Genomic DNA, 24,511 nt, shown 5'->3' with positions numbered 1-24,511 from the left:
GCCCCGAGGAGCATGGACGATGCCCAGGGCATCGCGAAGCGAATTGCGCCGCCGCTACGGGCACTGGCTGGCGATCCTGCTGGTCGGGCTTGCGGTCGCGTTGTGCATGCCCGCGGCGGGGCAGCCGCGCGGCGGGCCCGCGATCGTAGTGCATCTCGACGGCGTGATCGGCCCGGCCAGCGCTGATTACCTGTCGCGCACGCTCGAACGGGCCGCCGATCGCAAAGCGCCACTGGTGATCGTGCGGCTCGACACGCCCGGCGGACTCGATACCTCGATGCGTGCGATGATCCGCGACATCCTCGCCTCGCCGGTGCCCGTCGCGACCTATGTCAGTCCCAGCGGCGCGCGTGCGGCGAGTGCGGGGACCTTCCTGCTCTATGCGAGCCACATCGCGGCAATGGCGCCGGGTACCAATGTCGGCGCGGCCACGCCCGTGCAGATCGGCGGTGTGCCCGGCCCAGGGGAAGGGGCCGACAAGGATTCGAAGGACAAGGCGGCTGCAGGGCGCAGCCCGATGGACGCCAAGGCAGTCAATGATGCCGCCGCCTATATCCGTGCGCTCGCCGAGTTGCGCGGTCGCGATGCCGATTGGGCCGAGAAGGCGGTCCGCGAGGCGGCAAGTCTTTCCGCGAGCGCGGCGCTGAAGGCGCGCGTGATCGATATCCAGGCCAGGGATGTGCGCGATCTCCTCGCACAGCTTCACGGCCGTTCCGTCGTCGTTGCGGGCAATTCGGTCACACTTGCGACGCGCGGCCTTGCAATAGAGCATGTCCGTCCCGACTGGCGCACCGAATTACTCGCCGCGATCACCAACCCCAACGTCGCGCTCATCCTGATGATGGTCGGTATCTACGGCCTGATCTTCGAGTTCATGAATCCGGGATTCTTCGCGCCCGGCACGATCGGCGCGATCTGCCTGCTGACCGGGCTCTATGCGCTGGCGGCGCTGCCCGTGAACTTTGCGGGGATCGCACTGATAGCGCTCGGCATTGGTCTGCTGGTCGCGGAAATGTACGTAGCTTCCTTCGGTACGCTGGGCGTGGGGGGCGTCGTCGCACTCATCCTCGGCGCGACCATCCTGATCGACACCGACATTCCCGATTTCCGTATCTCGCGCCCGGCAATCGCCGGCGTCGCAGCTGCGAGCGTGCTGTTCATGCTCCTCGTCGCGCGGCTGGCGCTCGCGTCGCGCCGCGCGCGCATTGTGATCGGCCGCGAGGATATGGTGGGGCTGCGCGGCGTCGTCGAGGACTGGGATGACCGCAATGGCCATGTCTTCGTGCGCGGTGAGCGTTGGAACGCCGTCGCACATGCGCGGCTCGACAAGGGGCAGGGCGTCCGTGTCGCTGCACTCGACGGGCTGACGCTCCATGTCGAGCCCGATCCTGTCGCCATCGGAAGGATAGCGCGATGATTCCGCAATTCGCCTTCTACCTGCCGCTGGTCTTGCTCGTGCTGCTGTTCCTTGCCGCGGCGGTCAAGATCCTGCGGGAGTATGAGCGTGGCGTCGTCTTCACGCTCGGCCGTTTCACGGGGGTCAAGGGCCCAGGGCTGATCCTGCTCGTGCCGATGATCCAGCAGATGGTGCGCACCGACCTTCGCATGGTCGTCTTCGACGTGCCGCCGCAGGACGTGATCAGTCACGACAATGTCTCGGTGCGCGTCAATGCGGTCATCTATTTTCGCATCATGGATCCCGAACGCGCGATCATCCAGGTCGAGGATTTCATGGCCGCGACCAGCCAGCTTGCGCAGACCACGTTGCGCTCGGTGCTCGGCAAGCACGAGCTCGACACGATGCTTGCCGAGCGTGACCGCCTCAACAGCGACATCCAGGAGATTTTGGACACGCGCACCGACCCCTGGGGGATCAAGGTCGCCAATGTCGAGATCAAGGATGTCGACATCAACGAGACGATGGTCCGCGCGATCGCGCGTCAGGCCGAGGCCGAACGCGAGCGTCGCGCCAAGGTCATCAATGCCGAGGGCGAGCAGCAGGCCGCCGCCAAGCTGCTCGAGGCGGCCGAGATTCTGTCGAAGCGCCCCGAGGCGATGCAACTCCGTTATCTCAGCACCCTCAACATCATCGCGGGCGAGAAGAATTCAACGATCGTGTTCCCCTTTCCGATCGAATTCGGCCGGTTCCTGAATGCAGTCTCAGAGGGGGAGGAGGGCGGGCGCTAGAGGGCTGACGTCCGCGATAGAGGCGATCGCATGACCGGCGCCTGATGTGCGAACCGGCTGGTTCGGCGCTTTATCTCTGGTGAGCGTTGTGCGATGCCCCTTGTCGGTCGGGAGAGGGAAGTCTTGCGCAGTTTTACGATCGCCGCAGCGGCAATAGTTCTAAGCCTTTCCACGACCGCCGAGGCCGAGACGCCGCGCCAGATATTGATCACGGCTGCCTTTCAGGCACGTGACAAAAGCGCGGCATTGGCTTTGATAGAACGGGCTATCGCAATGTCGGAAGCAGTGCTGGCGGCCAGACCGGGTAACCGCGAAGCCAGTCTGCAACGGGGCATAGCCATTGGATATCGCGCGAAGCTTACCCGCAGTCGAACCGATGCTCAGGCGTCCCGTCGTATCTTCGAAGCGCTGGCCGCCGCCGATCCACGGGATCCGGAAATCCAGATGGTGATTGCTGGATGGCATCTCGACGCGATCGATCAGCTTGGCGCGATGGTGGCGCGCGCCGCGCTCGGTGCGCGTCAGCAGGTGGGCGAGGAGGCATTGAACCGGTCGGTGGCCCTTGGCGGCCATCGCGCCTTCTTTGCCGGGCTGGCGGCGATGATGCGGATCAGGCTGGATCGGCATGCTGTTTCCCAGGCAAGAAGGCTCGCTGAGTCGGCAGCCTCGGCGCCCGCTCCGACGCCTCTCGACCAACTGATGAAGCGCAATGCCGCGGCGATACTACCCGCCCTGAAGGCAAACGACGGCAAAAAGGCTGCGGCGCTCGCCCGCAGGCTGTTGCCTTTCGGGGGCATTGAGCATTGATGGATTACCGTCGTTCGCTGAGGAGGGTGCCACGCCGATCCACAACCTCATCGTCGAACTGAAGACCGCCCAGAAATAACCCCGGAGACGCCACGCCGCCTTGCGTCCGGCGAAAGCGGCCTTATCGCTGATGGCCCAGCATGGGAGGAACGCATGGCCACAGCGGCGATTGACTTGCACGATCTCGACCAGATTTTCGACGCCTTCTATACCTCGGTCTCGGGACCGCCGGGCGGGCAGGACTGGGCGCTGTCCGAAAATCTCTTCCACCCCGAGGCGCGGATGGTGCGCACGCGGCTCGACGAACAGGGCAAACCCATCGCGCTCACGTTCGATCTCGACTCCTACCGTGCCAACGCTTCGGCGCTGCTCGCCGACATGGCCTTCTACGAGATGGAAATCGCGCGGCAGGTCTTCCGCTTCGGCAATATCGCGCAGGTCTTTTCCTCCTACGAGGCGCGCCCCGCGCCCGGTTCGACCGAACTGATCAAGCGCGGGCTCAACATGCTCCATCTTTACGACGACGGCACCCGCTGGTGGATCATGCACTGCATCTGGGACGATGAACGCGAAGGGCTGGAACTTCCGCCCGAATTGCGTGGACGTGGCTGAACTGCAGGATCTGCTTGATGCGATCGCTGCCGAGATGGCGGTGGTCGAGGAACGTGGCGTGCCCGCCGATTACATTCCCGCGCTCGGTCGCGTCGATCCCGCGCGGTTCGGCATCGCCGTGGTTACCGCCGACGGCGAGCGCTTCGTGGCGGGCGACGCCGAGACGCCCTTTTCGATCCAGAGCATCTCCAAGGTGTTCATGCTCACGCTCGCGCTCGGCAAGCATGGCGATGCGCTGTGGCGGCGCGTGGGGCGCGAACCTTCGGGATCGGCGTTCAATTCGATCGTGCAGCTCGAATTCGAGCACGGCATTCCGCGCAATCCGTTCATCAATGCGGGCGCGATCGTCGTCGCCGACGCCGTACTAGATCGCGGCGCGCCGCAGGGCGCGATCGGGGAGTTGCTGCGCTTCATGCGGTTCCTCGCCGAGGACGACGCGGTCGAGATCGACATGGAGGTCGCGGGATCCGAGGCCGATACGGGATTCCGCAACCTCGCGCTTGCCAATTACATGAAGGCGTTCGGCAATCTGGGCAACGCGGTGGACGACGTGCTCAACGTTTATTTCAACCAGTGCGCGCTCGCGATGAGCTGTCGCCAGCTCGCCATGGCGGGGCGCTATCTCGCCGCCGACGGGCTTCATCCGGGTACGGGGCATCAGGTGATCTCGGCCCGCCGTGCGCGAAGAATCGCTGCGCTGATGCTTACCTGTGGCCATTATGACGGATCGGGCGAATTCGCCTTCCGCGTCGGCATTCCCGGCAAGTCGGGCGTCGGTGGAGGCATTCTGGGGATCGTGCCGGGCAAGGCATCGATCGCGGTCTGGTCGCCCGGGCTCAACGCGCGCGGCAACTCGCTGCTCGGCAGCTGGGCGCTTGAGCGCCTGGCCGAGGCGACGGGCTGGTCCGTGTTTACGGGATCCGCGGGCTAGAGCATCGCGCGTCTAATAGGGTTCAGTGCTCCTGCGAAAGCAGGAGCCCATTTTCCCGGGCGTATCGCCGTTTCCGGCATGGGCTCCGGGTCAAGCCCGGAGCACGAATATGGATCAGATATAACGCACGATGCTCTAGGGGGCAGTTAGAAAGGCCGCTCGCCGATCACATTGCCCGTCGCGCTGTAGCGGCAGACGAGAAACTCGTCCTCGGCATTGGCCGCGATTGCGCAGCCGACCTTGCTCGTGTCGCGCCACATGATCTGGGTGTAGTGGCCGACATCCTCGAGATTGCCCGTTCGGCTGTTGTTGGGGAAGACGCCGGGCTTGAAGTCCTTCTTTTCCTCTATCCAGTGGCCGACCATCGTTTCGGGAGCGAAGGCGCCGCGCGTGCCCATCCACAGATTCTCGCCCTGCGCGTCGGGATCGTCGGTGAATTCCTGGAGATGCTCGAATTGCCCGGTGGCGGCGAGGTGGCGTGCCCATGCCGCGGCGTCCGCGGCCAACCCGGCATCCCAGCGCATCGCGGGCAGGCCCAGCGTGCCGCGCTCGCTGTTATGCGTGTAAAGCAGGCGCTGTTCCAGGCTGGGTAGCGATGCGCCTGTCAAAAGGCTCGCCGACGCGATGAGCGCCGCGATTCCAACCCCCCGGCACAGCCGGTTTTGCCGAAACATGATTCCGCCTGCCTGCCTGTTTTCCGATGAGGCAGCATTGACGAATATCGGTAGCCAAAGAGCTTAGCGGTGCGGTGAATGTGGCGCTAACCATGGGGTGCCGGGGCTTGCGACCAAGGGACAAGTCGCAAACCCCGGCGGGGGCGTCAGTGATTGCGCGCCTTGGGCGGCACGCGCTGCCAGGGCGCGTCATAGAGGCGCGCGGTCAGGCGGCGGAAGACAAGAGCGGTATCGGCAAACAGCGCCGCCGCCTGCTCCGAAAGCAAATGATGATGGTCGGCCCACAGGCGACCTTCGAACTCGTCGCGCAACATGGCTTGGCTCCAATTCTTTCCTGGGGTGCGGTTCGTTCTAGCAACACCTCAATGCCCGATCACGGGCTGATGCGCCAACAAATGCTTGCCTCACTTCAATAAGCGTGGCTTATGATTATGGGCATGCGAAAACTGCCTCCCCTTGCCGCCGTCCGCGTATTCGAAGCTGCTGCGCGTCACGGAAATTTCACAAAAGCTGGGGAGGAGCTGGGCATGACCCAGGCTGCTGTCAGTTATCAGGTGAAATTATTGGAAGAGCGCGTCGGCACGCCCCTGTTCCACCGCGTCAAGCGACAGGTGACGCTCACCGAGTCGGGCAAGCGCATCGCCCCGCTCATCTCCGCGGCCTTCGACGGCATCGACGACGCCTTTTCGATCGCGCGCACCGACAGCGAAGCCGTGCTCACGATCAGCTGCTCTAACACTTTCGCGTCCAACTGGCTGGCGGTGCGCCTTGGCGGCTTCCAGATGCAGCGCCCCGGGCTGGCGGTCCGCCTCCATACCGACGATCATGTCGTCGATTTCGCGCGCGATGAGGTTGATGTGGCGGTTCGCACCAGTCGCGAACCCTGGCCCGGGCTCGTCGCGCATTTCCTGATGCGCGTGCCGGTGATCCCGCTCGCAAGCCCCGAATTCCTGGCGCGCTACCCCAAGGTCGAGCGGCCGGCCGATATCCTGCGCCTCCCGCGGCTGTCGCCTGACGATGTCTGGTGGAATGCCTGGCTCGAGCAGGTCGGCGACGGCACCAGCGTCGAAAACTCGTCCACCGGCGTGAGGCTCGACTCCCAGGTGATGGAAGGCAATGCCGCGATCGCGGGGCAGGGCATCGCGATCCTTAATGCGGCCCTGTGGCAGAGCGATATCAAGGCCGGCCGCCTCGTCGCGCCGCTCCCCGATGCAGTGGGGTACGGCCGCAGCAAATACTGGCTCGTCTACCCCGAATATCGCCGCAATGCCCCCAAGGTCCGCGCCTTCAAAGACTGGATGCTCGCCGAAATCGCGCGCGATGCCCAGGATGATCGGTACGGCATCTACATGTCTCCGGAGAGGTGTTGAGAGCCGAAGGCCGGCAGGAAGGATTCGCACGGCGGGGAAAGCCGACATGGCCTTGAGCCCTCTCCCGCCCTTTGCGGGAGAGGGTTGGGTGAGGGTCTTCTTCTTAATTTCTTCCCAACGAAGCAACAAGAAGACCCTCATCCCCCACCGCCTGCGGCGGCGGGTCCCTCCTTCTCCCGCAAAAGCGGGAGAAGGCTGATTTGGGTCGAAAGCAGCCGACCAAAAACGCCTGTCCTACATCGAATGTTCCCGGTATGTTCAAAGGCGGACGGACAGGCCCGACGAACGGAGTTTTCCCCATGGAACATGCGCGCGACCTTCGAGAAGTTCCGGATCAATGGTGATGGCGCTTCGGCAGCCGCAGCACCGCGGTGATTGATCGAAATTGTCGATCAGTGATGGGTGTAGAGTGACGAATCCTCGCGCGCATGAACGGTGTGAACTTGTGCACTTTCACCCCTTTTTGATCGATCTGATCGATCAATCGGCACGAGCCGCGTCGCCCGCTCCCACCTGGCGCCTCAGCGCCTTCACATGATGCAGCGCGAATAGTTTGCGCGCCGACTCCGCCCTGCTATCGAGCTTCACATGGCCACCGAATTCACCGATCCGCTCGACCAGATTGTTGACCATCCCTTCGATAGTGCGCTGTCCGAGCGCTATCTCGTCTATGCGCTTTCGACGATCACCGCGCGCTCGCTGCCCGATGTCCGCGACGGGCTGAAGCCCGTTCATCGTCGGCTGCTCTGGGCGATGCGGTTGCTGCGGCTCGATCCGGCCGCGGGCTACAAGAAATGCGCGCGCGTCGTCGGCGACGTGATCGGCAAATACCATCCACATGGCGACCAGTCGGTCTATGACGCGATGGTCCGCCTGGCCCAGACCTTCTCGCTGCGCTACCCGCTCGTCGACGGCCAGGGCAATTTCGGCAATATCGACGGGGATAACGCCGCCGCCTATCGCTATACCGAGGCGCGGCTGACCGGCGTTGCCATCGACCTGATGGCGGGGCTCGACGAGGGCACGGTCGACTATCGCCCCACCTATAATGGCGAGGATGAAGAGCCCGAGGTGATGCCCGGGCTGTTCCCCAATCTGCTCGCCAACGGTGCGAGCGGCATCGCGGTCGGCATGGCGACCAACATCCCGCCGCACAACGCTGCCGAGCTGATCGACGCGGCGATGCTGCTGATCGACCAGCCCGCGGCTGAAAATGCGCAACTGCTCGAATATGTGAAGGGGCCCGACTTCCCGACGGGCGGCATCGTCGTCGATAGCGCGTCTGCGATCGCGGAAGCCTATGCCACGGGCCGCGGCGGCTTTCGCGTCCGCTCGCGCTGGGAAAAGCAGGACGAGGGCAGGGGCACCTGGGTCGCGGTCGTCACCGAGATTCCCTACCAGGTCCAGAAATCCAAGCTGATCGAGCAGATCGCGCAGCTCATCAACGACAAGAAGCTGCCGATCCTCGCCGACATCCGCGATGAATCCGATGAGCAGATCCGCATCGTGCTTGAGCCACGGAGCCGCACGGTCGAGCCCGAGATGCTGATGGAAAGCCTGTTCAGGCTCACCGATCTCGAGGTGCGTATCTCGCTCAACCTCAACGTCCTCGACGCCAGCCGCACGCCGCGCGTGATGAGCCTCAAGGAAGTCCTCGTCCACTGGCTCGAGCACCAGATCGAGGTGCTCGTCCGTCGCTCGCAACATCGGCTGGCGAAGATCGACGACCGCGTCGAACTGCTCGACGGCTATTTGATCGCCTATCTCAATCTCGACCGCGTCATTGAGATCATCCGCACCGAGGATGAACCGAAGCCCGTGATGATGGCGGAATTCGGCCTCAATGACCGTCAGGCCGAGGCGATCCTCAACATGCGGCTGCGCTCGCTGCGCAAGCTCGAGGAGATGGAGATCAAGAAGGAGCGTGAGGCATTGGACGCCGAGCGCAAGACGCTTGCGGCGCTGATCGAGAGCCCGGCGCGCCAGCGCACGCAGCTTAAGCGCGATCTCGCCAGGCTGCACGAGCGCTACGGCCCCGAGACCGCGCTTGGCCGCCGCCGCACGCTGATCGAGGAGGCCGCGCCCGCACGCGAGATTCCCCTCGAGGCTATGGTCGAGCGCGAGCCGATCACCGTCATCATGTCGCAGCGCGGCTGGATCCGCGCGATGAAGGGGCATATCGATCTCGCCTCGGCCGACGCGCTCAAATTCAAGGAAGGCGACGGCCCCGCGCACGCCTTCCACGCGCAAACCACCGACAAGATCCTGCTCGCCGCCGACAATGGCCGTTTCTACACGCTCGCGGCTGACAAGCTCCCCGGCGGGCGTGGCTTTGGCGAGCCCGTCCGACTGATGATCGACATGGAGGACAAGACGGGCATTGTCGCCCTGCTTCCGGGGGCGCCCGGCGGCAAGCTGCTCGTCGCTTCATCGGATGGCCGGGGTTTCGTCGCGGCGGTCGCCGACGCGGTCGCCGAAACGCGCAAGGGCAAGCAATTGGTCAATGTTCGTCCGGGTGCGAAGCTCAGGATTGTCCGGTCAATTTCCGCCAATGCCGACTATGTCGCGGCGATCGGCGAGAATCGCAAGCTCGTCGTCTTCCCATTGGGTGAACTGCCCGAAATGGGGCGCGGCCAGGGCGTGGCGCTCCAGCGCTATCGTGATGGCGGCCTTTCGGACGCGGTTGCCTTCCGTTTCGAGGACGGACTGAGCTGGGCGATGGGGGGCGAAACCGGGCGGATGCGCACCGAAGCCGACCTGACGCCCTGGCGCGTTGCGCGGGGTGCGGCGGGACGGATGCCGCCCACGGGTTTCCCACGTAGCAACCGCTTCGACTGACGCCATTTTCAGCACTGATTTTACAGTAAATTTACCTTCGGAGGCGTAACTCCGTGGAACATATGGGCGTCGCAGTCGATCGGAACAGGCTCAAGCCTCCCGTAGGGGAGGGCGGGAAACCGCCCCCTGCCCTGCCGCGCCTGTCGATTTCCGAGCAGCTTCCAGCCTTTGTCGAGGCGCGCCAGCATTATCTCGATGCACTGCCCATCGCTGCGGCGGTGATCGGCATTGGCGCGCGTGGCCGTTTCGTCGAATGCAGCAACGCGATCTTCAAGCAACTCGACAAGCCGGAATCGGGCAAGGCGCGCGCGGCGCCTGGCTTGCTCGATCGCAACGGGATCGGTGAACGGATCGTCGAATTCCTGATCAGCGGCGATCCGCATTGCGACTTTGAATGGCACGACGGCGATCCGATTGCCGGGCGGCATTTTTCGGTGCGGCTTGCGCGGCTGGCCGAAACCGAATTGTCGGGCGCGCGCTGCATGCTCGCCTTGCTCGACCGGACGGCCGAATTGCAGGCCGCGCAGAATCTCCGGCGGGAATTGCTGTCGGACAGCCTGACCGGGCTGCCCAATCGTGCCGGCTTTAACGAACTGCTCGAAGAGGCGGGCGCCCAGGGCGATCAGCAATTTGCGGTGCTGATCGTCGATCTTGTGCGCTTCAGCCGTATCAACGAATGCATCGGTCCGATGGCGGGTGACGAACTCATCATCACCGTCGCGCGCCGGTTGATTCAGGCGCTGCGGGCGGGTGATCGCCTGGGGCGGATAGGAGGCGATGAATTCGGCATCCTCGTCCGCCTGGTCGAGGGCCCGGGCGACGCGCAGCGCGTGGCGAAGCGTGTCCAGCAAGTGCTGTCCGCGCCCTTCCGCCTTGCCGATCTCGAAATCCGCGTTGAATGCTCGATCGGCTGCGCGATGATGAATGACGGGACCGCGGATGCCGAGAAGCTCGTGCGCCATGCCCAGTTCGCACTCAAGCGCGCAAAGGAGACGGGCAAGACCGAAATCTATCAGCGCACAGCCTTCAACATGGCGCGCAAGCGCTTCAGCCTCGAAACCGAATTGCGGCGTGCGGTCGAGGGAAACCGGTTGCACCTGGCTTTCCAGCCGCTGATTGACCTGTCCAACGACCGTGTCGCGGGCTTCGAGGCGCTTGCGCGCTGGTATGATGAGGAACATGGCGAGATTTCGCCCACGGACTTCATTCCGGTCGCTGAGGAGTCGGGGCTGATTGTCCCCCTGGGCCGGTGGGCGCTTGACGCCGCCGCGCGTACGCTCGCCGAATGGGATGTGCGCGCTGGCCAACAGCTGCCCGTCAAGATCAGCGTCAACCTGTCCGCGATCCAGCTCGCACGCGACAATGTCGCATCGGTCGTCTCTTCGGCGCTCGGTCGCGCAGGGATCGCGGGCTCGCGCTTCACGCTCGAGCTAACCGAAAGCGCGGTCATCGCCGATCCCGAGCGCGCGGTGCGCGTGCTCGACTCGCTGAAGGAACTCGAGACCTCCATCGCGGTCGACGATTTCGGCACGGGCTATTCAAGCCTTGCCTATCTCCAGCGCCTGCCGCTCGACATCCTCAAGATCGACCGCAGTTTCATCACGGGCATGCTCGAGGACAAGAACAAGGTCGCGATCGTTCGCGCAATCCTGTCGCTCGCCGACGCGCTTGGCCTCAAGACGACGGCCGAGGGCGTCGAGTCGGTCGAGCTTTCGCGGACGCTCGCCGCGCTCGGCTGCGCGATGGGGCAGGGCTTTCACTATTCGGGGCCGCTCGATGGCGACGCGGCCTTTGCCTATTTGTCCACGCGCAGCGCCTGAGCGACGACCTCGTCGGCGATTGCCGACACGCGCGCCGAAGCCGGGAAATCCTCGTCGATCCAGCGCCGCTCTATGGCTTGCAGCGCCTTCGCCACCGCCGGGCCCGCGACGAGCCCGCGCGCCACGAGCGCGCCGCCGCTGATCGGCAGCTTGGGACGTTCGGTCGTGTCGACGAGCGTGACCTCTGCCGCAATCTCGTCGGCGGGCCTGGCCGACAGCAACAGCCTGTCGGTCGCCGACGTTGCGCCCCAGCGATAGAGCAGCTCGCGCGGCCCGCCGTCATCCGCACCCTGCGCAATGCCGATGCGCTTGCGCTGCGCATTGGACAGCTTCAGCCGGGCCGCGATCCCGTCTGCGGTCGCGGCATCGCGCGGCACCAATGCGATCAGGCGACGCAGCGCATCGGGCGCGACCCCCGCGCTCTGCTCATTGGCGATCAGCCGCTGCAGCCGTTCCAGCGACGCAGGGCCAATTTCCGGAATGATCGCGCTGAAGACCTCGATATCGAGCATCAGCGCGATCGTTGGCGCGGGATCGGGCAGCGCGAGCAGTTTGAGCAACTCGTCGGCAATGCGTTCGCGCGATAGCGCCATCAGGTCGCGCGATCGGGTGCGGCACGCAGCGATGGCTTCAGGATCAGGCGCGCCCTCGCCAAAGCGGGCGTGAAAGCGAAAGAAGCGCAAGATGCGCAGGTGATCTTCGGCAATCCGCGTCAACGCATCGCCGATGAAGCGGATGCGGCCGGCGTCCAGATCTTCCAGCCCGCCGAAATAATCGAAGATCTCGCCGCTCGCCGGATCGGCATAGAGCGCGTTGATCGTGAAGTCGCGCCGCGCCGCGTCCTCGCGCCAATCGTCCGAATAGGCCACCGTGGCGCGACGACCATCGGTGGAGACGTCGCGGCGCAGCGTCGTCACCTCGATCGGACCGTCAGGCAGGATCGCGGTCACGGTGCCGTGCGCGATACCCGTCGGCACGACCTTGATCTGTGCCGCGCGCAGCCGCTCCATCGCGATTTCGGGGCGCAGCCGGGTGGCGATGTCGATATCCTGCACCGCGTGATCGAGCAGCGTGTCGCGCACTGCGCCGCCGACAAAGCGCGCCTGGCCGTCGGCGGCGTCGAGCGCGGCGAGCAGCCGGTCCATCCCCTCGCGAGCGCGCCACGCGACCTTGGGAAGCGTCAGTCGGCCCAAATGATCCTCCGCGTCAGATTGACGATCATCGCCGCCGTAGCACCCCAGATTCGTCGCCCTTCGAAATTGATCTCATAATAGTGCCGTTCGCGGCCCTGCCACTCGACCGCCTGCTCGATATGATTTGCCGGCTCGAGCAGGAAGGAAAGGGGCACCTCGAACCACTCCGTCACTTCGCCGCTGTTGGCGACGAGCGGAAGGTCGGGCGGAATGACGCCGATCACTGGGGTCACCTGATAGCCTGTGATCGTGCGATAGCGGTCGATCGTGCCAATGACCGTCACGAGATCGGGAGGCAGCGCAATCTCTTCCTGCGCTTCGCGCAGCGCGGCGTCGACGGCATCCTCGTCGCCAGGATCGATCCGCCCGCCCGGAAAGGCGATCTGGCCGGGATGGCGCCGCATCGTTTCGGGCCGTTGCGTCAGGATGACGCCGGGATCGGGGCGATCGGTCACCGCGATCAACACCGCGGCGGGAACCAGAACCGCATCCGCCTCGCTGGCGCCGCGCTCGTCGCCCACCAGCAGAATGGGCGCCTCCGCATGGCCGCGCGCCAACGCATGGCGCAGTTTCTCGGCGAGCATCATGATGCGGGCTCCAGCGGAAAGAAGCTGCCACCGCTCCACAGCCCGGACGGTTCCGAACCGTTGTTCAGCGCAAGATTGGCGAGTTCGTACCAGACGGGGCGCGCAAGCAGCGCTTCGAGGCCGCGCCGCACCGACAGATAGGGATGCGGGCCATCCGGTGTCGGGACGAAGCGAAGGGGGTGGTCGGAGCCGGCCATGACGACATCGCCGGTGTTGAGCCGAAAACCCAGGGTGGCGGCATCGCCCTCGCCGTCGATCCTGACCTCTACCGCGATAAAAGGAGCATCCTCGACATGGATGTCGAGTTTCTCGACGGGCGTGACGAGGACATAACCGCCATCGGGCTCGCGCCGCAGGATGCTGGAGAACAGCCGTACCATTGCCGGGCGGCCGATCGGTGAACCCTGGTGGAACCAGGTGCCGTCGCGCGCGATCCGCATCTCGCTGTCGCCGCAATGCGGCGGGTTCCAGCTTTCGACCGGGGGCAGGCGCCGCTGCCCGGCCAATTGCGCGATCTCGGCAAGCGACAGGCGGGCGAGATCGTCGGGTGGCGGCGGCATCGTCATGATGCGATCCGCTTAGGCGAACACGCGCCCAAGCGCAAAGCCATCACGCCCGGCGCGGAACGATCCGGCCGTTGCGTGGCACGTGCCCGTCTACCGGCGCCAGCGCGAGCAGCCGGCGGCGTTCGACGGGGCCGTCGATGATCCAGTCGGCGGTAGCGTCGGCGCTGAACCCGAAGAAGCGGCCATAATATTCGGGATCGCCGATCATCATCAATGCGGGAAAGGCGCCCGATTTCCAGGCATCGAGCGTCGCATGCATCAGCGCCTTGCCGATTCCGCCCTGCTGGAGCGCGGGCTCGACCGCGACGGGACCGAGCATGACCAGCGGTTCGGCTGTGCCATTCGTGTCGTCAAGCGCGACGGGCCAGCACTGGATCGAGCCGATCAGCGCGCCCGCACCGTCCACCGCCGCAAAACTCAGTTCGGGGATCGCGTATGTCCCCGCGCGCAACCGGTAAGCAGTGCGGCCGAACCGGTCGGTTCCGAATGCGTGGTCGAGCAGTCTTTCCACGGCAGAATCGGGGATGCGCTGCAGCGGCACTATTTCTGCCACAGGCTTTTCCTTTCTGCGTGTGTGATGGACCTTGGGCGCGAGGCGCTTTAGCGGTTTCGCCGCTGAAGGAAAGCGCGAATCGGAACCCCGGCGCGCGCGATGCGGAAGAGAGTTTGATGGAAGACACGCTTCAACTGCAGGTGCTCGATCTCGAAGTGCCCGTGCTGACGGGGATCTATTCGGAGGAAACCCACCTGCCGCAGCCCTTGCGGATTTCGATGCGCGTCGATCTCGATTGTCCCGCGCGCTTCGAACCCCAGACACCGCTGACCGCGTCCAAAAATTATATGGACCTGAAGCATGCCGCGCTCCACGCGCTGCCCGAAGGCGTGCATTTCACGCTGGTCGAGGCGGTGGCCGAGCATATCTGCGATACGCTCTTCATCCAGGACGCGCGCGTTCGGCGCGTCCGCGTCGACATCGTCAAGATCGCGATCGCCGAAGGGAATGAGTCGATCGGCATTTCCCTGACGAGGCATCGCAAGTGAAGCTGGCGCTCGTCACCGGCGGTTGCCACCGCGTCGGTGCCGCGATTTCGGCGCGCCTCGCCGAAGCCGGCTGGGCGGTCGCACTGCACGGACGGACTGTGGCCGAGCCCGATCCCGCGCTCCACGCGCAGCTTATCCAGTCGGGTTCAGCATGGCACGGCTTTGCCGCCGATCTAACGGATCCTGCCGCGATCGCTGGGCTGGTCGATCGCGTCGCCGATCATTTCGGCGTGGCGCCGACGCTGCTCGTCAACAATGCCTCGCTCTTCGGCAATGATGATCCGGCGGCGATGTCGCTCGACTCGCTGCTCGCGCATTTCACGATCAACACCGCGGCGCCCGCGCTGCTCGCCCGCGACATTGCGGCGCGCGCGATCGAGGGGCGCCCTGCCGTGATCGTCAACATCCTCGATCAGCGAATCCGTCATCCCGGCGCCGATCAGGCGAGCTACACCATATCCAAGCTCGCGCTTGCGGGCGCGACCGAGATGCTTGCGCGCGCACTCGCCCCCCGCGCGCGCGTCTGCGGGGTGGCGCCCGGACTGGCGCTGCCGACCGATGAATATCAACCCGCGCAGATGGCAGCGCTGGCGGCCGCAATGCCGCTGGGCCTGCTGCCCGATCCCGAGGATATCGCCGACGCCGTGCTCTATCTCGCCGGTGCGCGCGCCACGACGGGGCAGGTGATCTACGTCGATGGGGGCGCGAACCTGAGGGCGTTCGAGCGCGACTTCGTTTATCTGGGAACCGGCGACACCTGAGCTTCGCGCGTGCGCGCACAGTTGCCGAGCCCCTGGCGGACGATCCGGTAGTCCGCCTGCGCGATCTCGGCTTGCGCCTGGTCGGTTGATTGCAGGCTGCTCTCCGGCAGGCGCGTAGGCAACGAGCAGGCGAGCCGGTACCAGAGCAACGTGTCGCGCTGCGGCGGACGCGCGGCCTCGTCGACGATCTCGCCCAGCGCGACCGCCCAGCGCGGCTCCTGTCCGGGGCGGCGGAGGACGATCACCGAGACGGGATCGCCCGATTGCGTCGTCAGGAAGATCTGGGTTTCGCCTTCGCCGGGCAGCGTGCCCTGCGTATGGAATGCCCCACCGATTCCGGTGATGCGCGGCGGCGAATCGGGCGCGGTCAGCTCGGTGAGAATCGTGCGAATCCGCGAGTCGAGTGATTCGCTCCAGCTCAACTGCGCGTCAGGAGCAACCAGCTGCAGACTTCCTGGTTGCCCGGACACAGGGCGCCCAAGCAGCAAAACCCTTGATTTATTGAGCTTGGGCGGGCGTCCGCGCGCGTCAAGCGGTACCTCGGCGACGTAGCTGATCCGCGCGGGGCTGCCCTGGGCGCCGCGAATCAGTGCCAGCACATCGGCCTCGACATAGAAACGCGCCTTGCCGGGCGCGACGCCTGCCGCCTGGGCGTCCTTGAGCCGAATCGCGTTGCGGATGCGGGCGTCGACCACAACGGGCGCGCTGTCAGCCAGATCCGCAAGGTCCGCATAGCTGTATTGCGGCATCGGCGCGGCCGGCTGAGCATATGAAATATTGGCGGAAAACGCCGCCAATGCGGTCATCGCCGCTACGAGTTTCGCTGGTGTCATAAAGGCTCCATAGCGTGTCGGTAAGGGCATTGGCAGTTCGTTTATGAACCTGAGATGGAACCCATATCGCGACATGGCGGGCGGCGGGGAAACAAAGCAATTGCGTCGGCCCAAGTGTGGCGATAGAGACACAGTTCTGCCTTAAGATACAATAAATCGTGGCAGAGCGGGTCACAGGCGTATCCGACGCAGGAGGTCGGCACGCGCGCTCCGCTCGTTATGTGAATAGAGGGAGTATCGTTTCTGAATGGCTTATGCTGATAGATCGCAAGGTTCGAGCCGCACGGTCGCGATCGTTATCGTCGCGCTTCTGCATGCGGTACTCGGATACGCCTTCGTCACCGGATTGGCCTATAATGTGGTCAAGAAGGCGGCTGAGGACCTGAACGTCTTCGACGTCGAGGATGAACCGCCTCCGCCCGAGGAAGAGCCGCCGCCGCCGCCGCCGGACAAGCCCATTGAGCCCCCGCCGGTCGTGACCCCCCCGCCGATCGTGCAGACCAACGTGGCTCCGCCGCCGCCGATCGTGACGGTCAATACACCGCCGCCGGTGTTCAACCCGACTCCCATTGCTGCTCCGCCTCCGCCGCCGCCGGCTCCGCCGCGCGTGGCCAAGAAGGCCGAACAGCGTGGCGGTTCGATTTCGGACGCCGACTATCCGCCCGCCGCTGTGCGCGCGGGAGACGCCGGAACGACCACGGTGCGCTTCACCGTTGGCGCCGATGGTCGTGTGACCAGTTGTGACGTCACGGGATCGAGTGGTTCGTCCATTCTCGATGCCGAAACCTGCAAGCTCATCCTGCGTCGCTTCCGTTATCGTCCTGCCGAGGATGCCAGCGGTTCCAAGATCGCCGAGACCAAGACCCAGCGCGTCACCTGGCGCCTGCCTAAGGATTGATCCCGGTGGTTCGCCAACCGCATTCTTTGCAGTCTTATATTTGAGAGGAAAGTAACCCCAATGTTCATTCAATTCGCAGCAGCCGCGGCCGGAGCCGCCCCCGCCGCCGGTGAGAACCCTTACGGCCTGATGGCCGCGCTCGAGCAGGGCGGTACCATTGCATGGGCCGTGTTCCTGATCCTCTGCGCGATGTCGGTCTTCTCGTTCTACATCATGTTCACCAAGCTGTTCGAACAGCAGAAGATCATCAACCAGTCGAAGCGCGTTCGTTCGAGCTTCTGGAACAACCCCAGCCTGAAGGAAGGCGCCGCCAAGCTCGAGAAGAACTCGGCCTACAAGCAGATCGTCGACGACGGTCTCCAGGCGATGGACCAGCACAACAAGCTGACCGACCCGGTCGAGGCGCATGACTGGCTCCACGGCTCGCTGCAGCGCAGCCAGAACGCGATCAACTCGAAGCTCGGCACGGGCCTCGCGTTCCTCGCGACCGTTGGTGCGACTGCGCCGTTCATCGGTCTGTTCGGTACGGTTATCGGCATCTACCGCGCGCTCATCAAGATCGGTGCGTCGGGTCAGGCGTCGATCGACGTCGTCGCCGGTCCGGTCGGTGAGGCGCTCATCATGACCGCGCTCGGCCTGGCCGTCGCTGTCCCCGCGGTGCTTGCCTATAACTGGCTGCAGCGTCGCAACAAGTCGATCGCGGAAGACCTCAGCGCCTTCTCGAACGACGTGCACGGCTACATGGTCTCGAACGGCGCGGTGAGGCCCGCCGTCGTTGGCCGCCCCGCCCCGGCAGCCGCGAAGCCCGCGACCGCCACGGCCGGCGCTGCCACCAAGGCCTGATTACGGATATGGAACGGCGGCCCGTCGGGTCGCCGTTCCGTCTTTCGATGACTTTTTCGGCAGCGCAGTGCGCCATGCCGGAAGCATAGCAGGATAGGATCCGAATACATGGCAATCAGTGCTGGACCCAGTGGGGGTGATAGTGACACCCCTATGTCGGACATCAACACGACGCCGCTCGTGGATGTCATGCTGGTGCTCCTCATCATCTTCCTGATCGCGGTTCCGGTCGTGATCCAGACGATTGACCTCAAGCTTCCCGAGGTTCGCCACGACCCGACGACCACCAAGCCGGAGAACGTCTCGCTCTCCGTCAAGGCCGGTCCGGCGGGCGAATGCGAGGTTTACTGGAATCTCACCAAGGTCAGTTCGCAGGAACTGCTCGATCGCGCCGTGGCAAAGCTCAGGGCGGAGATCGACAAGAAGGGTGGCCTGGAGAACTTCACCGCGGAAGACATGCCCGAAGCGCATATCCGCGGCGACGTGAGCACGCCGTATCGCTGCATCGGCGGTACGATCTTCACGATGCAGATGGCCGGTTTCTCGCGCGTCGGATTTATTTCCGAGCCGCCGGCGGGCAGCTTCGTTGCCCAGCGTCTGTAATCAGAAGAGTTTGAGGAGTTAGCTGAAATGGCAATGAGCGGCGGCAAGGACGATGGCGAGCCGATGATGGAAATGAACACGACGCCGTTGATCGACGTCATGCTCGTTCTCCTCATCATGTTCATCATCACCATCCCCATCCAGACCCATGCGGTGAAGGTCGATCTTCCGGTTGACGATCCAAATGCGCGGCAGAACCCGCCGCCGATCCAGCCGGACAAGAACAAGATCTCGATCGATCCGGCAGGGGTCATCATGTGGAACGGCAGCCCGATCGACAAGGTCACGCTGCGTCAGTATCTCGATCGCACCAAGGTCATGGAGCCCGAGCCCGAGCTGCACTTCCAGCCCGACGCACAGGCCCGTTACGACGTGGTCGATCAGGTTCTGGCGATCATCAAGAAGTCGGAAGTGACCAAGATGGGCTTCGTCGGCAACGAGCAGTACCGCACCTGGTAACTGATCGGTCGGCCGAAGAAATGAAGGGCGGTCCCGCTGGGGCCGCCCTTTTTCTTTCGGGCATTAGGCGCGGTGTAGCTCACCTCGGCCCGCGCGCCGCTGCGGCGTTTATCCGCCGAGCAGCTTATAGGCCACGATCCAGATCCCATAGAGCATTACGCCCGCAAGGAAGATGGCAAGGGCGATGAGATCGGCTTGCAGATAGTCCGAACTCTTCATGGCAACTCTCTCTTTACTGTTACGCGGTACACATCGGCCTTGAGTTCCGGTCGGCTTCCGCGCGTGCGCGGCAGCTTGGGAACGGCCGTGCCGAAAGGGATGGCAAGACCCGCCTCGGGCCGATGCGAGGCGGCGCCCATTAGACAGTCAAATGGTTAACAACCCGTTAGGAATTTGCCGCCGTTCGTCGCACAGCGGCGACGCAAGGCCGCACCCCGCTTTGATGCTTCAGGCGGCGAGCCCCTCAAATTGAAGCCGTGCGAGCCGCGCATAAAGCCCGCCATGCGCGCTCAGCGTGTCATGATTGCCTTGCTCGACGATGCGGCCATGCTCCATCACGATGATGCGGTCGGCGGCGCGGACGGTGGCGAGGCGGTGCGCGATGACCAGCGTCGTGCGCCCGCGCATCAGCGAGTCGAGCGCCTGCTGGACCAGCCGTTCGGATTCGGCGTCGAGCGCCGAGGTGGCCTCGTCGAGCAGCAGCACCGGCGCATCGCGCAGGATCGCGCGCGCGATCGCCAGCCTCTGGCGCTGCCCTCCCGAAAGCCGTGCGCCGCCTTCGCCCATGAAGGTGTCGAGCCCCTGGGGCAGCTTGCGCAGGAACTCCGCGGCGTTGGCGGCTTCGGCGGCCGCCCAGAGCGCGTCGTCATCGGCGTCCCAGTTGCCGTAGCGCAGATTGTCGCGCGCCGAGGCTGCGAAGATCACGGTCTCCTGCGGCACCATTGCGATGCGTGCGCGAATCTCGGCCGGATCGGCGTCGGGCAGCGCGATGCCATCGAGGCGTACGGTGCCCCGATCGGGATCGTAGAAGCGCTGGATCAGCTGGAACAGCGTGGACTTGCCCGCGCCCGAAGGCCCGACGACGGCCACGGTCTCGCCCGGCGACACCGCCAGCGAGAAATCCTCGAGCGCGCTCACCTCGCGCCGCGTGGGATAGTGAAAGGTGACATGTTCGAACGCCACGTTACCGCGCGGCGGCTCGGGCAGTGCGCGGGGCTGGGCGGGAGCCGCGATCTGCGGCCTTTCGGCGAGCAGTTCCGACAGGCGGCCCGCCGCGCCCGCACCGCGCAGCAGGTCGCCATAGACCTCGGTCAGCGCGCCAAAGGCGCCCGCGACCAGGCCGCCGGTCAGCACAAAGGCAGCGATCGTGCCGCCGCTCATCCGGCCCGCGGCCACGTCGAGCGCGCCCTGCCACATCACCAGCGCGATTGCGCTGAAGATCAACCCGATCACTGCTGCGGTCATGATCGCGCGGATCAGGATGCGGCGGCGCGCGGTACCGAACACGCGCTCCACGGCATCGCTGAAACGCGCGCTTTCACGGGCCTGCTGGCCAAAGGCCTGGACGATCTTCATCGCGCCAAGAACCTCGCTCACCATCGCGCCGACATCGGCGACGCGATCCTGGCTGCTGCGTGCGATCGTACGGACGCGGCGGCCGAGAATGACGATCGGGAGGATTACGACGGGGATCCCGAGCAGCAGCATGCCCGTCAGCTTGGGCGAAAGCGTGAAGAGATAGATGATGCCGCCAACACCCATCACGATGTTGCGCAGCGCGACCGAGATGGTCGTGCCCACCAGCTGCTCGATGATCGTCGTGTCGGCGGTCAGCCGCGACGCAATCTCGGAGGGGCGGTTCTCCTCGAAGAAGCTTGGCGAAAGGCGCAGCAGGTTCTGCTGAACCGCGCGCCGCAGATCGGCGACGACGCGTTCGCCGAGCCATGAGACGAAGTAGAAGCGCAGCGCGGTGGCGACCGCCATGACCGCGACGATTAGCAGCAGATACTGGAACCAGCGCCCGATATCGCCACCGCCGACCGCGAAGCCGCGATCGATGATGAGGCGAAAACTGCCCGGAATTGCGAGGGTGGCGAGCGCCGCGACGAGCATCGCCAGGGCGGCGCCCACGATGCGCCACGGATAGCGCATCGCTATGTCCCAGACCATCGACAGGCTGCCGAGCTTCCGCCCGGCAGGATTTGCTTGCTCGATCTCGCTCGCCATGCCGCTGCGCCTAGCAGCTGCGTGCAAAACGCTCAATCGCACGCTTTTGCTTTCGCATTGCACAAAAAATGAATTAGACGATTTTATGACAAAAGAGGATACCCGGCATCGTATCGGGAAGTAGCGGGAACACATGCTTTACAACGCCTATGAAATGCAGCGCTCGCTGCTCGCCGGCGCCAGCGCCTTTGCCAATATGGGTGCGGAATTTCTGCAGAATCCCGTCAATCCCTTTGCCTATTTCGGTGGCGGACCGATCCTGGCATCGGCGCTCGACGTGTTCGCACACGCCGCCGCGCCGCGCGGCAAGCCGAGCTTCGGCCTTGTCCAGACGGAAATCGACGGCAAGCGAGTCGTCGTGACCGAGGAGATCGTCCTCCAGAAGCCGTTCGGCCAGCTCAAGCGTTTCGTCCGCGAGGGCGTGGAAGGCAGCCCCAGGCTGCTGATCGTCGCGCCCATGTCGGGCCATTATGCGACGCTGCTGCGGGGCACCGTCGAACGCATGCTGCCGGGGCACGACGTCTATATCACCGACTGGCGCGACGCGAAGCTGGTGCCGCTGTCGGATGGGCGCTTCGACCTGGACGATTATATCGACTATCTGGTTGAATTCCTCGAGCACATCGGCCCCGCCGCGCACATGCTCGCAGTGTGCCAGCCCTCGGTGCCCTGCTATGCCGCGGCGGCGTTGATGGCGAAACTGGAACATCCGTGTCGACCCAGGACGCTGACGATGATGGGCGGCCCGATCGACACGCGCGAGGCGCCGACCGCGGTAAACAAGCTCTCGACCGAGAGGCCGCACAGCTGGTTCGAACAGAATGTCATCGCCACTGTGCCGATGCACTATCCGGGCGCGGGAAGGGCGGTCTATCCCGGCTTCCTCCAGCTCGCGGGCTTCATGTCGATGAATCTCGGCGATCACATGACGAGCCATTGGGAGATGTTCAAGCATCTCGTCGTCGGCGACGACGACAGCGCCGATGCGACCAAGCGCTTCTATGATGAATACCGCGCGGTCTGCGACATGACCGCTGAATTTTATCTGCAGACCGTTGACACCGTTTTCCAGCGCCACCTGCTGCCGCGCGGCCAGTTCTATCATCGCGGCATGCGCATCGATCCCGGCGACATCAAGGATATCGGCATCCTCGCGATCGAGGGCGAGCGCGACGACATTTCGGGCGTCGGGCAGACCAAGGCAGCGCTCACGCTGGCCAAGAACCTGCCCGCCAAGCTCAAGAAATACCATCTCGCGCCGTCGGTCGGCCATTACGGCATCTTCAACGGCAGCAAATGGCGCACCAGGATCGCGCCCGTGGTCGAGGACTGGATCGCCAAGTTCGACTAATGCAGTCGTCCATGCTGGCGTGGCGATGTGCTTGAGGTCGCTTCGGGGTCTGTCTATGCCAGGCCGCGATGGATGACGGAAAATCAGCGGGCCGCTCTCATGGCGGCGATGATGCGGTCGGGACGGCCGCGACCGGCGCTGCGCCGCTGGTGATCCGGGATATCGCGCAGCGCCTGTCCGGGCTCCCGCTCAACCCCGTGATCCGCGCGCGCGCATGGGTGGAACGCGAAGTTCCCGAGGCACGGCGCGGACCGGGATGGGAACGCCACTGGCGCGAGTTGGAGGCCTATGCCGAATCCGCGGGCATCTGGTCCGACAAGGTGGAATGATCGTACCCGCTCTGGAACACGGGAGGCTTATATGACCCCCATCGAACGCGCGGCGCGCGCGATGTACGATACCATATCCCCCGACTGGGACTGGGACGATCCCGATGCCGACCTGCTGCGGCGCATGTATCGCGCCAATGCCCGTGCCGCGCTGGCTGCATTGCGCGATGCAAGCGCCGCGATGATCGCGAGCGGGGAAAGCCATGTCGCATCCAGCGACACCGTCGCGGTGGACAAGCTATGGACCGTGATGGTCGATGCCGCGCTTGTCGAGAAGGCTTGATCTTTACGCGGCGCGCCGATGCCTGAATTGAAAAACCCGGGAGATCACAGGATCCCCCGGGTTGAAGTCGATCAGAGAACCTCGAACAGGCCCGCGGCGCCCTGGCCGCCGCCGATGCACATCGTCACGACGACATATTTGGCGCCGCGGCGCTTGCCCTCTATCAGCGCGTGGCCGGTGCAGCGCGCGCCGGTCATGCCATAGGGATGGCCGATCGAGATCGATCCGCCATTGACGTTCAGCAGCTCGTTGGGAATGCCCAGCTTGTCGCGGCAATAGAGCACCTGCACCGCGAACGCCTCGTTCAGTTCCCACAGCCCGATATCGTCCATCTTGAGGTTGAAGCGCTCGAGCAGCTTGGGGATCGCGAAGACGGGGCCGATGCCCATTTCATCAGGCTCGGTGCCCGCGACTGCCATGCCGACATAGCGACCGAGCGGGGTCAGGCCCTTCCTCTCGGCGACCTTGGCTTCCATCACGACGCTGGCGGCCGAGCCGTCGGACAGCTGGCTGGCATTGCCCGCGGTGATATTCATGCCGGGGCCCATCACGGGCTGGAGCGAGGCAAGGCCCTCGATCGTGGTTTCGGGGCGGTTGCCCTCATCCTTGGCGAGCGTCACTTCCTTGTAGGAGACCTCCTGCGTCTCCTTGTTCACCACAGCCATGTTGGCGGTGACGGGAATGATCTCGTCGTCGAACTTGCCTGCTGCCTGCGCCGCGGCGGTGCGCTGCTGCGACTGAAGCGAATATTCGTCCTGCGCCTCGCGGCTGATGTTGTAGCGCTTGGCGACGACCTCGGCGGTGCCGAGCATCGGCATGTAGACGTCCTTGTGCATCGCCACGAGCTCCTTGTCGGGGGCGACGCGCATTTCCTTGGTCTGGACGAGCGAAATCGACTCGACGCCACCACCGACGACGATGTCCATATTGTCGACCAGCACCTGCTTGGCGGCGGTGGCGATCGCCATCAGGCCCGAGGCGCACTGGCGATCGACCGACATGCCCGCGACCGAGACGGGAAGCCCCGCGCGCAGCAGCGAGGTGCGCGCGATATTGCCAGCCTGGTGTCCCTGCTGGAGCGCTGCGCCAAGGATCACGTCATCGACCTCGGCGGGATCGATCCCCGCACGCTCGACCGCCGCCTTGATCGCGTGGCTCGCGAGCGTGGGGGAGGGCAGGTTGTTGAACGCGCCGCGATAGGCACGGCCGATCGGGGTGCGGGCGGTGGAAACGATAACTGCGTCACGCATTGGGGGGCTCCTATGTTTGAGCCCCTCCCCTTCAGGGGAGGGGTTGGGG

General features: G+C 64.7%; 26 protein-coding genes. 17 read left to right on the top strand and 9 right to left on the bottom strand.

Annotation, left to right across the window (positions count from 1 at the left end; genetic code table 11):
- Positions 1 to 19 precede the first annotated feature (19 nt).
- The 5 genes from AC3WJD_RS17690 to AC3WJD_RS17670 all read left to right on the top strand — a co-directional run bounded on the left by AC3WJD_RS17690 (position 20) and on the right by AC3WJD_RS17670 (position 4,537).
- Complete coding sequence (locus AC3WJD_RS17690) at positions 20 to 1,417, top strand: NfeD family protein (protein ID WP_492748040.1); 1,398 nt, start codon at positions 20 to 22, stop codon at positions 1,415 to 1,417.
- Entirely contained in the window at positions 1,414 to 2,187 is a 774-nt protein-coding gene (locus tag AC3WJD_RS17685) for a slipin family protein (RefSeq protein WP_492748039.1), read from the top strand. Before AC3WJD_RS17690 ends, AC3WJD_RS17685 begins: the two co-directional genes overlap by 4 nt.
- 123 nt (positions 2,188 to 2,310) lie before the next feature.
- Positions 2,311 to 2,994, top strand: coding sequence for a hypothetical protein (locus tag AC3WJD_RS17680; protein WP_492748038.1), 684 nt, complete (start codon positions 2,311 to 2,313; stop codon positions 2,992 to 2,994).
- Positions 2,995 to 3,147: 153 nt separating this feature from the next.
- Positions 3,148 to 3,606, top strand: a complete 459-nt coding sequence (locus tag AC3WJD_RS17675; RefSeq protein WP_492748036.1) for a hypothetical protein — start codon at positions 3,148 to 3,150, stop codon at positions 3,604 to 3,606.
- Positions 3,599 to 4,537, top strand: a complete 939-nt coding sequence (locus tag AC3WJD_RS17670) for a glutaminase (RefSeq protein ID WP_492748035.1) — start codon at positions 3,599 to 3,601, stop codon at positions 4,535 to 4,537. The genes AC3WJD_RS17675 and AC3WJD_RS17670 overlap by 8 nt, the downstream gene beginning before the upstream one ends.
- Before the next feature lie 146 nt (positions 4,538 to 4,683).
- On the opposite strand, the gene AC3WJD_RS17665 is transcribed toward AC3WJD_RS17670, so the two are convergent.
- Entirely contained in the window at positions 4,684 to 5,211 is a 528-nt protein-coding gene (locus tag AC3WJD_RS17665; protein ID WP_492748034.1) for a CAP domain-containing protein, read from the bottom strand.
- Between the two features lie 146 nt (positions 5,212 to 5,357).
- Positions 5,358 to 5,525: a hypothetical protein gene (locus tag AC3WJD_RS17660; protein WP_492748033.1), complete on the bottom strand. Its 168-nt coding sequence runs from the start codon at positions 5,523 to 5,525 to the stop codon at positions 5,358 to 5,360.
- A 111-nt stretch (positions 5,526 to 5,636) separates the two neighbouring features.
- Between AC3WJD_RS17660 and AC3WJD_RS17655 the strand changes: the two genes are divergently transcribed.
- From AC3WJD_RS17655 to AC3WJD_RS17645, 3 genes are all read left to right on the top strand, one after another.
- Positions 5,637 to 6,581 (top strand): LysR substrate-binding domain-containing protein, encoded by a 945-nt coding sequence (locus tag AC3WJD_RS17655; protein WP_492748032.1) that lies wholly within the window; start codon positions 5,637 to 5,639, stop codon positions 6,579 to 6,581.
- A 588-nt stretch (positions 6,582 to 7,169) separates the two neighbouring features.
- Positions 7,170 to 9,419: a DNA topoisomerase IV subunit A gene (parC, locus tag AC3WJD_RS17650; protein ID WP_492748031.1), complete on the top strand. Its 2,250-nt coding sequence runs from the start codon at positions 7,170 to 7,172 to the stop codon at positions 9,417 to 9,419.
- Between the two features lie 62 nt (positions 9,420 to 9,481).
- A complete protein-coding gene (locus tag AC3WJD_RS17645; protein ID WP_492748051.1) occupies positions 9,482 to 11,239 on the top strand; it encodes a putative bifunctional diguanylate cyclase/phosphodiesterase in 1,758 nt (585 codons plus the stop codon).
- Here AC3WJD_RS17645 and AC3WJD_RS17640 read toward each other — a convergent pair.
- From AC3WJD_RS17640 to AC3WJD_RS17625, 4 genes are read right to left on the bottom strand one after another with little or no spacing between them, the layout of a single operon-like run.
- The gene (locus AC3WJD_RS17640) at positions 11,215 to 12,384 is read right to left on the bottom strand and encodes a CCA tRNA nucleotidyltransferase (RefSeq protein WP_492748050.1); all 1,170 of its coding nucleotides are present in this window, start codon (positions 12,382 to 12,384) and stop codon (positions 11,215 to 11,217) included. The genes AC3WJD_RS17645 and AC3WJD_RS17640 overlap by 25 nt on opposite strands.
- Before the next feature lie 35 nt (positions 12,385 to 12,419).
- On the bottom strand, positions 12,420 to 13,019 hold the full coding sequence (locus AC3WJD_RS17635; RefSeq protein ID WP_492748030.1) for a CoA pyrophosphatase: 600 nt from the start codon (positions 13,017 to 13,019) through the stop codon (positions 12,420 to 12,422).
- On the bottom strand, positions 13,016 to 13,585 hold the full coding sequence (locus tag AC3WJD_RS17630; RefSeq protein WP_492748029.1) for a DUF1285 domain-containing protein: 570 nt from the start codon (positions 13,583 to 13,585) through the stop codon (positions 13,016 to 13,018). Before AC3WJD_RS17630 ends, AC3WJD_RS17635 begins: the two co-directional genes overlap by 4 nt.
- Before the next feature lie 43 nt (positions 13,586 to 13,628).
- Entirely contained in the window at positions 13,629 to 14,138 is a 510-nt protein-coding gene (locus AC3WJD_RS17625; RefSeq protein WP_492748028.1) for a GNAT family N-acetyltransferase, read from the bottom strand.
- Positions 14,139 to 14,254: 116 nt separating this feature from the next.
- On the opposite strand from AC3WJD_RS17625, the gene AC3WJD_RS17620 reads away from it, so the two are divergent.
- Together AC3WJD_RS17620 and AC3WJD_RS17615 are read left to right on the top strand one after the other, a co-directional pair.
- Positions 14,255 to 14,626, top strand: coding sequence for a dihydroneopterin aldolase (locus AC3WJD_RS17620; RefSeq protein ID WP_492748027.1), 372 nt, complete (start codon positions 14,255 to 14,257; stop codon positions 14,624 to 14,626).
- Entirely contained in the window at positions 14,623 to 15,387 is a 765-nt protein-coding gene (locus AC3WJD_RS17615; protein WP_492748026.1) for an SDR family oxidoreductase, read from the top strand. The genes AC3WJD_RS17620 and AC3WJD_RS17615 overlap by 4 nt, the downstream gene beginning before the upstream one ends.
- Here AC3WJD_RS17615 and AC3WJD_RS17610 read toward each other — a convergent pair.
- Positions 15,363 to 16,193, bottom strand: a complete 831-nt coding sequence (locus AC3WJD_RS17610) for a hypothetical protein (RefSeq protein WP_492748025.1) — start codon at positions 16,191 to 16,193, stop codon at positions 15,363 to 15,365. The two genes, AC3WJD_RS17615 and AC3WJD_RS17610, sit on opposite strands and share 25 nt — an antisense overlap.
- A gap of 274 nt (positions 16,194 to 16,467) precedes the next feature.
- On the opposite strand from AC3WJD_RS17610, the gene AC3WJD_RS17605 reads away from it, so the two are divergent.
- From AC3WJD_RS17605 to AC3WJD_RS17590, 4 genes are all read left to right on the top strand, one after another.
- The gene (locus AC3WJD_RS17605) at positions 16,468 to 17,118 is read left to right on the top strand and encodes an energy transducer TonB (RefSeq protein ID WP_492748024.1); all 651 of its coding nucleotides are present in this window, start codon (positions 16,468 to 16,470) and stop codon (positions 17,116 to 17,118) included.
- A gap of 60 nt (positions 17,119 to 17,178) precedes the next feature.
- Entirely contained in the window at positions 17,179 to 17,961 is a 783-nt protein-coding gene (locus AC3WJD_RS17600) for a MotA/TolQ/ExbB proton channel family protein (RefSeq protein ID WP_492748023.1), read from the top strand.
- Between the two features lie 108 nt (positions 17,962 to 18,069).
- Positions 18,070 to 18,564: an ExbD/TolR family protein gene (locus AC3WJD_RS17595; RefSeq protein ID WP_492748022.1), complete on the top strand. Its 495-nt coding sequence runs from the start codon at positions 18,070 to 18,072 to the stop codon at positions 18,562 to 18,564.
- 27 nt (positions 18,565 to 18,591) lie between these two features.
- Positions 18,592 to 19,023 carry an ExbD/TolR family protein gene (locus tag AC3WJD_RS17590; protein WP_119762072.1) on the top strand — a complete coding sequence of 144 codons (432 nt, stop codon included), beginning with the start codon at positions 18,592 to 18,594 and terminating at the stop codon, positions 19,021 to 19,023.
- A 447-nt stretch (positions 19,024 to 19,470) separates the two neighbouring features.
- Here AC3WJD_RS17590 and AC3WJD_RS17585 read toward each other — a convergent pair whose 3' ends face one another.
- Complete coding sequence (locus tag AC3WJD_RS17585) at positions 19,471 to 21,249, bottom strand: ABC transporter transmembrane domain-containing protein (protein WP_492748021.1); 1,779 nt, start codon at positions 21,247 to 21,249, stop codon at positions 19,471 to 19,473.
- Between the two features lie 133 nt (positions 21,250 to 21,382).
- On the opposite strand from AC3WJD_RS17585, the gene AC3WJD_RS17580 reads away from it, so the two are divergent.
- From AC3WJD_RS17580 to AC3WJD_RS17570, 3 genes are all read left to right on the top strand, one after another.
- Positions 21,383 to 22,600, top strand: coding sequence for a polyhydroxyalkanoate depolymerase (locus AC3WJD_RS17580; protein ID WP_492748020.1), 1,218 nt, complete (start codon positions 21,383 to 21,385; stop codon positions 22,598 to 22,600).
- Between the two features lie 68 nt (positions 22,601 to 22,668).
- Positions 22,669 to 22,929, top strand: coding sequence for a hypothetical protein (locus AC3WJD_RS17575; protein ID WP_492748019.1), 261 nt, complete (start codon positions 22,669 to 22,671; stop codon positions 22,927 to 22,929).
- Positions 22,930 to 22,960: 31 nt separating this feature from the next.
- The gene (locus AC3WJD_RS17570) at positions 22,961 to 23,212 is read left to right on the top strand and encodes a hypothetical protein (protein ID WP_492748018.1); all 252 of its coding nucleotides are present in this window, start codon (positions 22,961 to 22,963) and stop codon (positions 23,210 to 23,212) included.
- 71 nt (positions 23,213 to 23,283) lie between these two features.
- Here AC3WJD_RS17570 and AC3WJD_RS17565 read toward each other — a convergent pair whose 3' ends face one another.
- Positions 23,284 to 24,462, bottom strand: coding sequence for an acetyl-CoA C-acyltransferase (locus tag AC3WJD_RS17565; protein ID WP_492748017.1), 1,179 nt, complete (start codon positions 24,460 to 24,462; stop codon positions 23,284 to 23,286).
- Positions 24,463 to 24,511: the final 49 nt, after the last annotated feature.

The sequence above is a fragment of the Sphingobium sp. FW306-1B-F04DB genome, assembly GCF_058781925.1.
Note: the sequence above shows the minus strand (reverse complement) of the source record. Positions and strands in the feature narration are given on the sequence as shown.

Excerpts from the sequence above, each read along its gene's own strand:
- AC3WJD_RS17690 (WP_492748040.1), top strand. The coding sequence starts at position 20 with ATGCCCAGGGCATCGCGAAGCGAATTGCGCCGCCGCTACGGGCACTGG.
- AC3WJD_RS17580 (WP_492748020.1), top strand. The coding sequence starts at position 21,383 with ATGCTTTACAACGCCTATGAAATGCAGCGCTCGCTGCTCGCCGGCGCC.
- AC3WJD_RS17585 (WP_492748021.1), bottom strand. The coding sequence starts at position 21,249 with ATGGCGAGCGAGATCGAGCAAGCAAATCCTGCCGGGCGGAAGCTCGGC.
- AC3WJD_RS17600 (WP_492748023.1), top strand. The coding sequence starts at position 17,179 with ATGTTCATTCAATTCGCAGCAGCCGCGGCCGGAGCCGCCCCCGCCGCC.
- parC (WP_492748031.1), top strand. The coding sequence starts at position 7,170 with ATGGCCACCGAATTCACCGATCCGCTCGACCAGATTGTTGACCATCCC.
- AC3WJD_RS17570 (WP_492748018.1), top strand. The coding sequence starts at position 22,961 with ATGACCCCCATCGAACGCGCGGCGCGCGCGATGTACGATACCATATCC.
- AC3WJD_RS17590 (WP_119762072.1), top strand. The coding sequence starts at position 18,592 with ATGGCAATGAGCGGCGGCAAGGACGATGGCGAGCCGATGATGGAAATG.
- AC3WJD_RS17605 (WP_492748024.1), top strand. The coding sequence starts at position 16,468 with ATGGCTTATGCTGATAGATCGCAAGGTTCGAGCCGCACGGTCGCGATC.
- AC3WJD_RS17640 (WP_492748050.1), bottom strand. The coding sequence starts at position 12,384 with ATGGACCGGCTGCTCGCCGCGCTCGACGCCGCCGACGGCCAGGCGCGC.
- AC3WJD_RS17645 (WP_492748051.1), top strand. The coding sequence starts at position 9,482 with ATGGGCGTCGCAGTCGATCGGAACAGGCTCAAGCCTCCCGTAGGGGAG.
- AC3WJD_RS17565 (WP_492748017.1), bottom strand. The coding sequence starts at position 24,462 with ATGCGTGACGCAGTTATCGTTTCCACCGCCCGCACCCCGATCGGCCGT.
- AC3WJD_RS17675 (WP_492748036.1), top strand. The coding sequence starts at position 3,148 with ATGGCCACAGCGGCGATTGACTTGCACGATCTCGACCAGATTTTCGAC.
- AC3WJD_RS17595 (WP_492748022.1), top strand. The coding sequence starts at position 18,070 with ATGGCAATCAGTGCTGGACCCAGTGGGGGTGATAGTGACACCCCTATG.
- AC3WJD_RS17630 (WP_492748029.1), bottom strand. The coding sequence starts at position 13,585 with ATGACGATGCCGCCGCCACCCGACGATCTCGCCCGCCTGTCGCTTGCC.
- AC3WJD_RS17635 (WP_492748030.1), bottom strand. The coding sequence starts at position 13,019 with ATGATGCTCGCCGAGAAACTGCGCCATGCGTTGGCGCGCGGCCATGCG.
- AC3WJD_RS17685 (WP_492748039.1), top strand. The coding sequence starts at position 1,414 with ATGATTCCGCAATTCGCCTTCTACCTGCCGCTGGTCTTGCTCGTGCTG.
- AC3WJD_RS17655 (WP_492748032.1), top strand. The coding sequence starts at position 5,637 with ATGATTATGGGCATGCGAAAACTGCCTCCCCTTGCCGCCGTCCGCGTA.
- AC3WJD_RS17620 (WP_492748027.1), top strand. The coding sequence starts at position 14,255 with ATGGAAGACACGCTTCAACTGCAGGTGCTCGATCTCGAAGTGCCCGTG.
- AC3WJD_RS17660 (WP_492748033.1), bottom strand. The coding sequence starts at position 5,525 with ATGTTGCGCGACGAGTTCGAAGGTCGCCTGTGGGCCGACCATCATCAT.
- AC3WJD_RS17610 (WP_492748025.1), bottom strand. The coding sequence starts at position 16,193 with ATGACCGCATTGGCGGCGTTTTCCGCCAATATTTCATATGCTCAGCCG.
- AC3WJD_RS17665 (WP_492748034.1), bottom strand. The coding sequence starts at position 5,211 with ATGTTTCGGCAAAACCGGCTGTGCCGGGGGGTTGGAATCGCGGCGCTC.
- AC3WJD_RS17575 (WP_492748019.1), top strand. The coding sequence starts at position 22,669 with ATGGATGACGGAAAATCAGCGGGCCGCTCTCATGGCGGCGATGATGCG.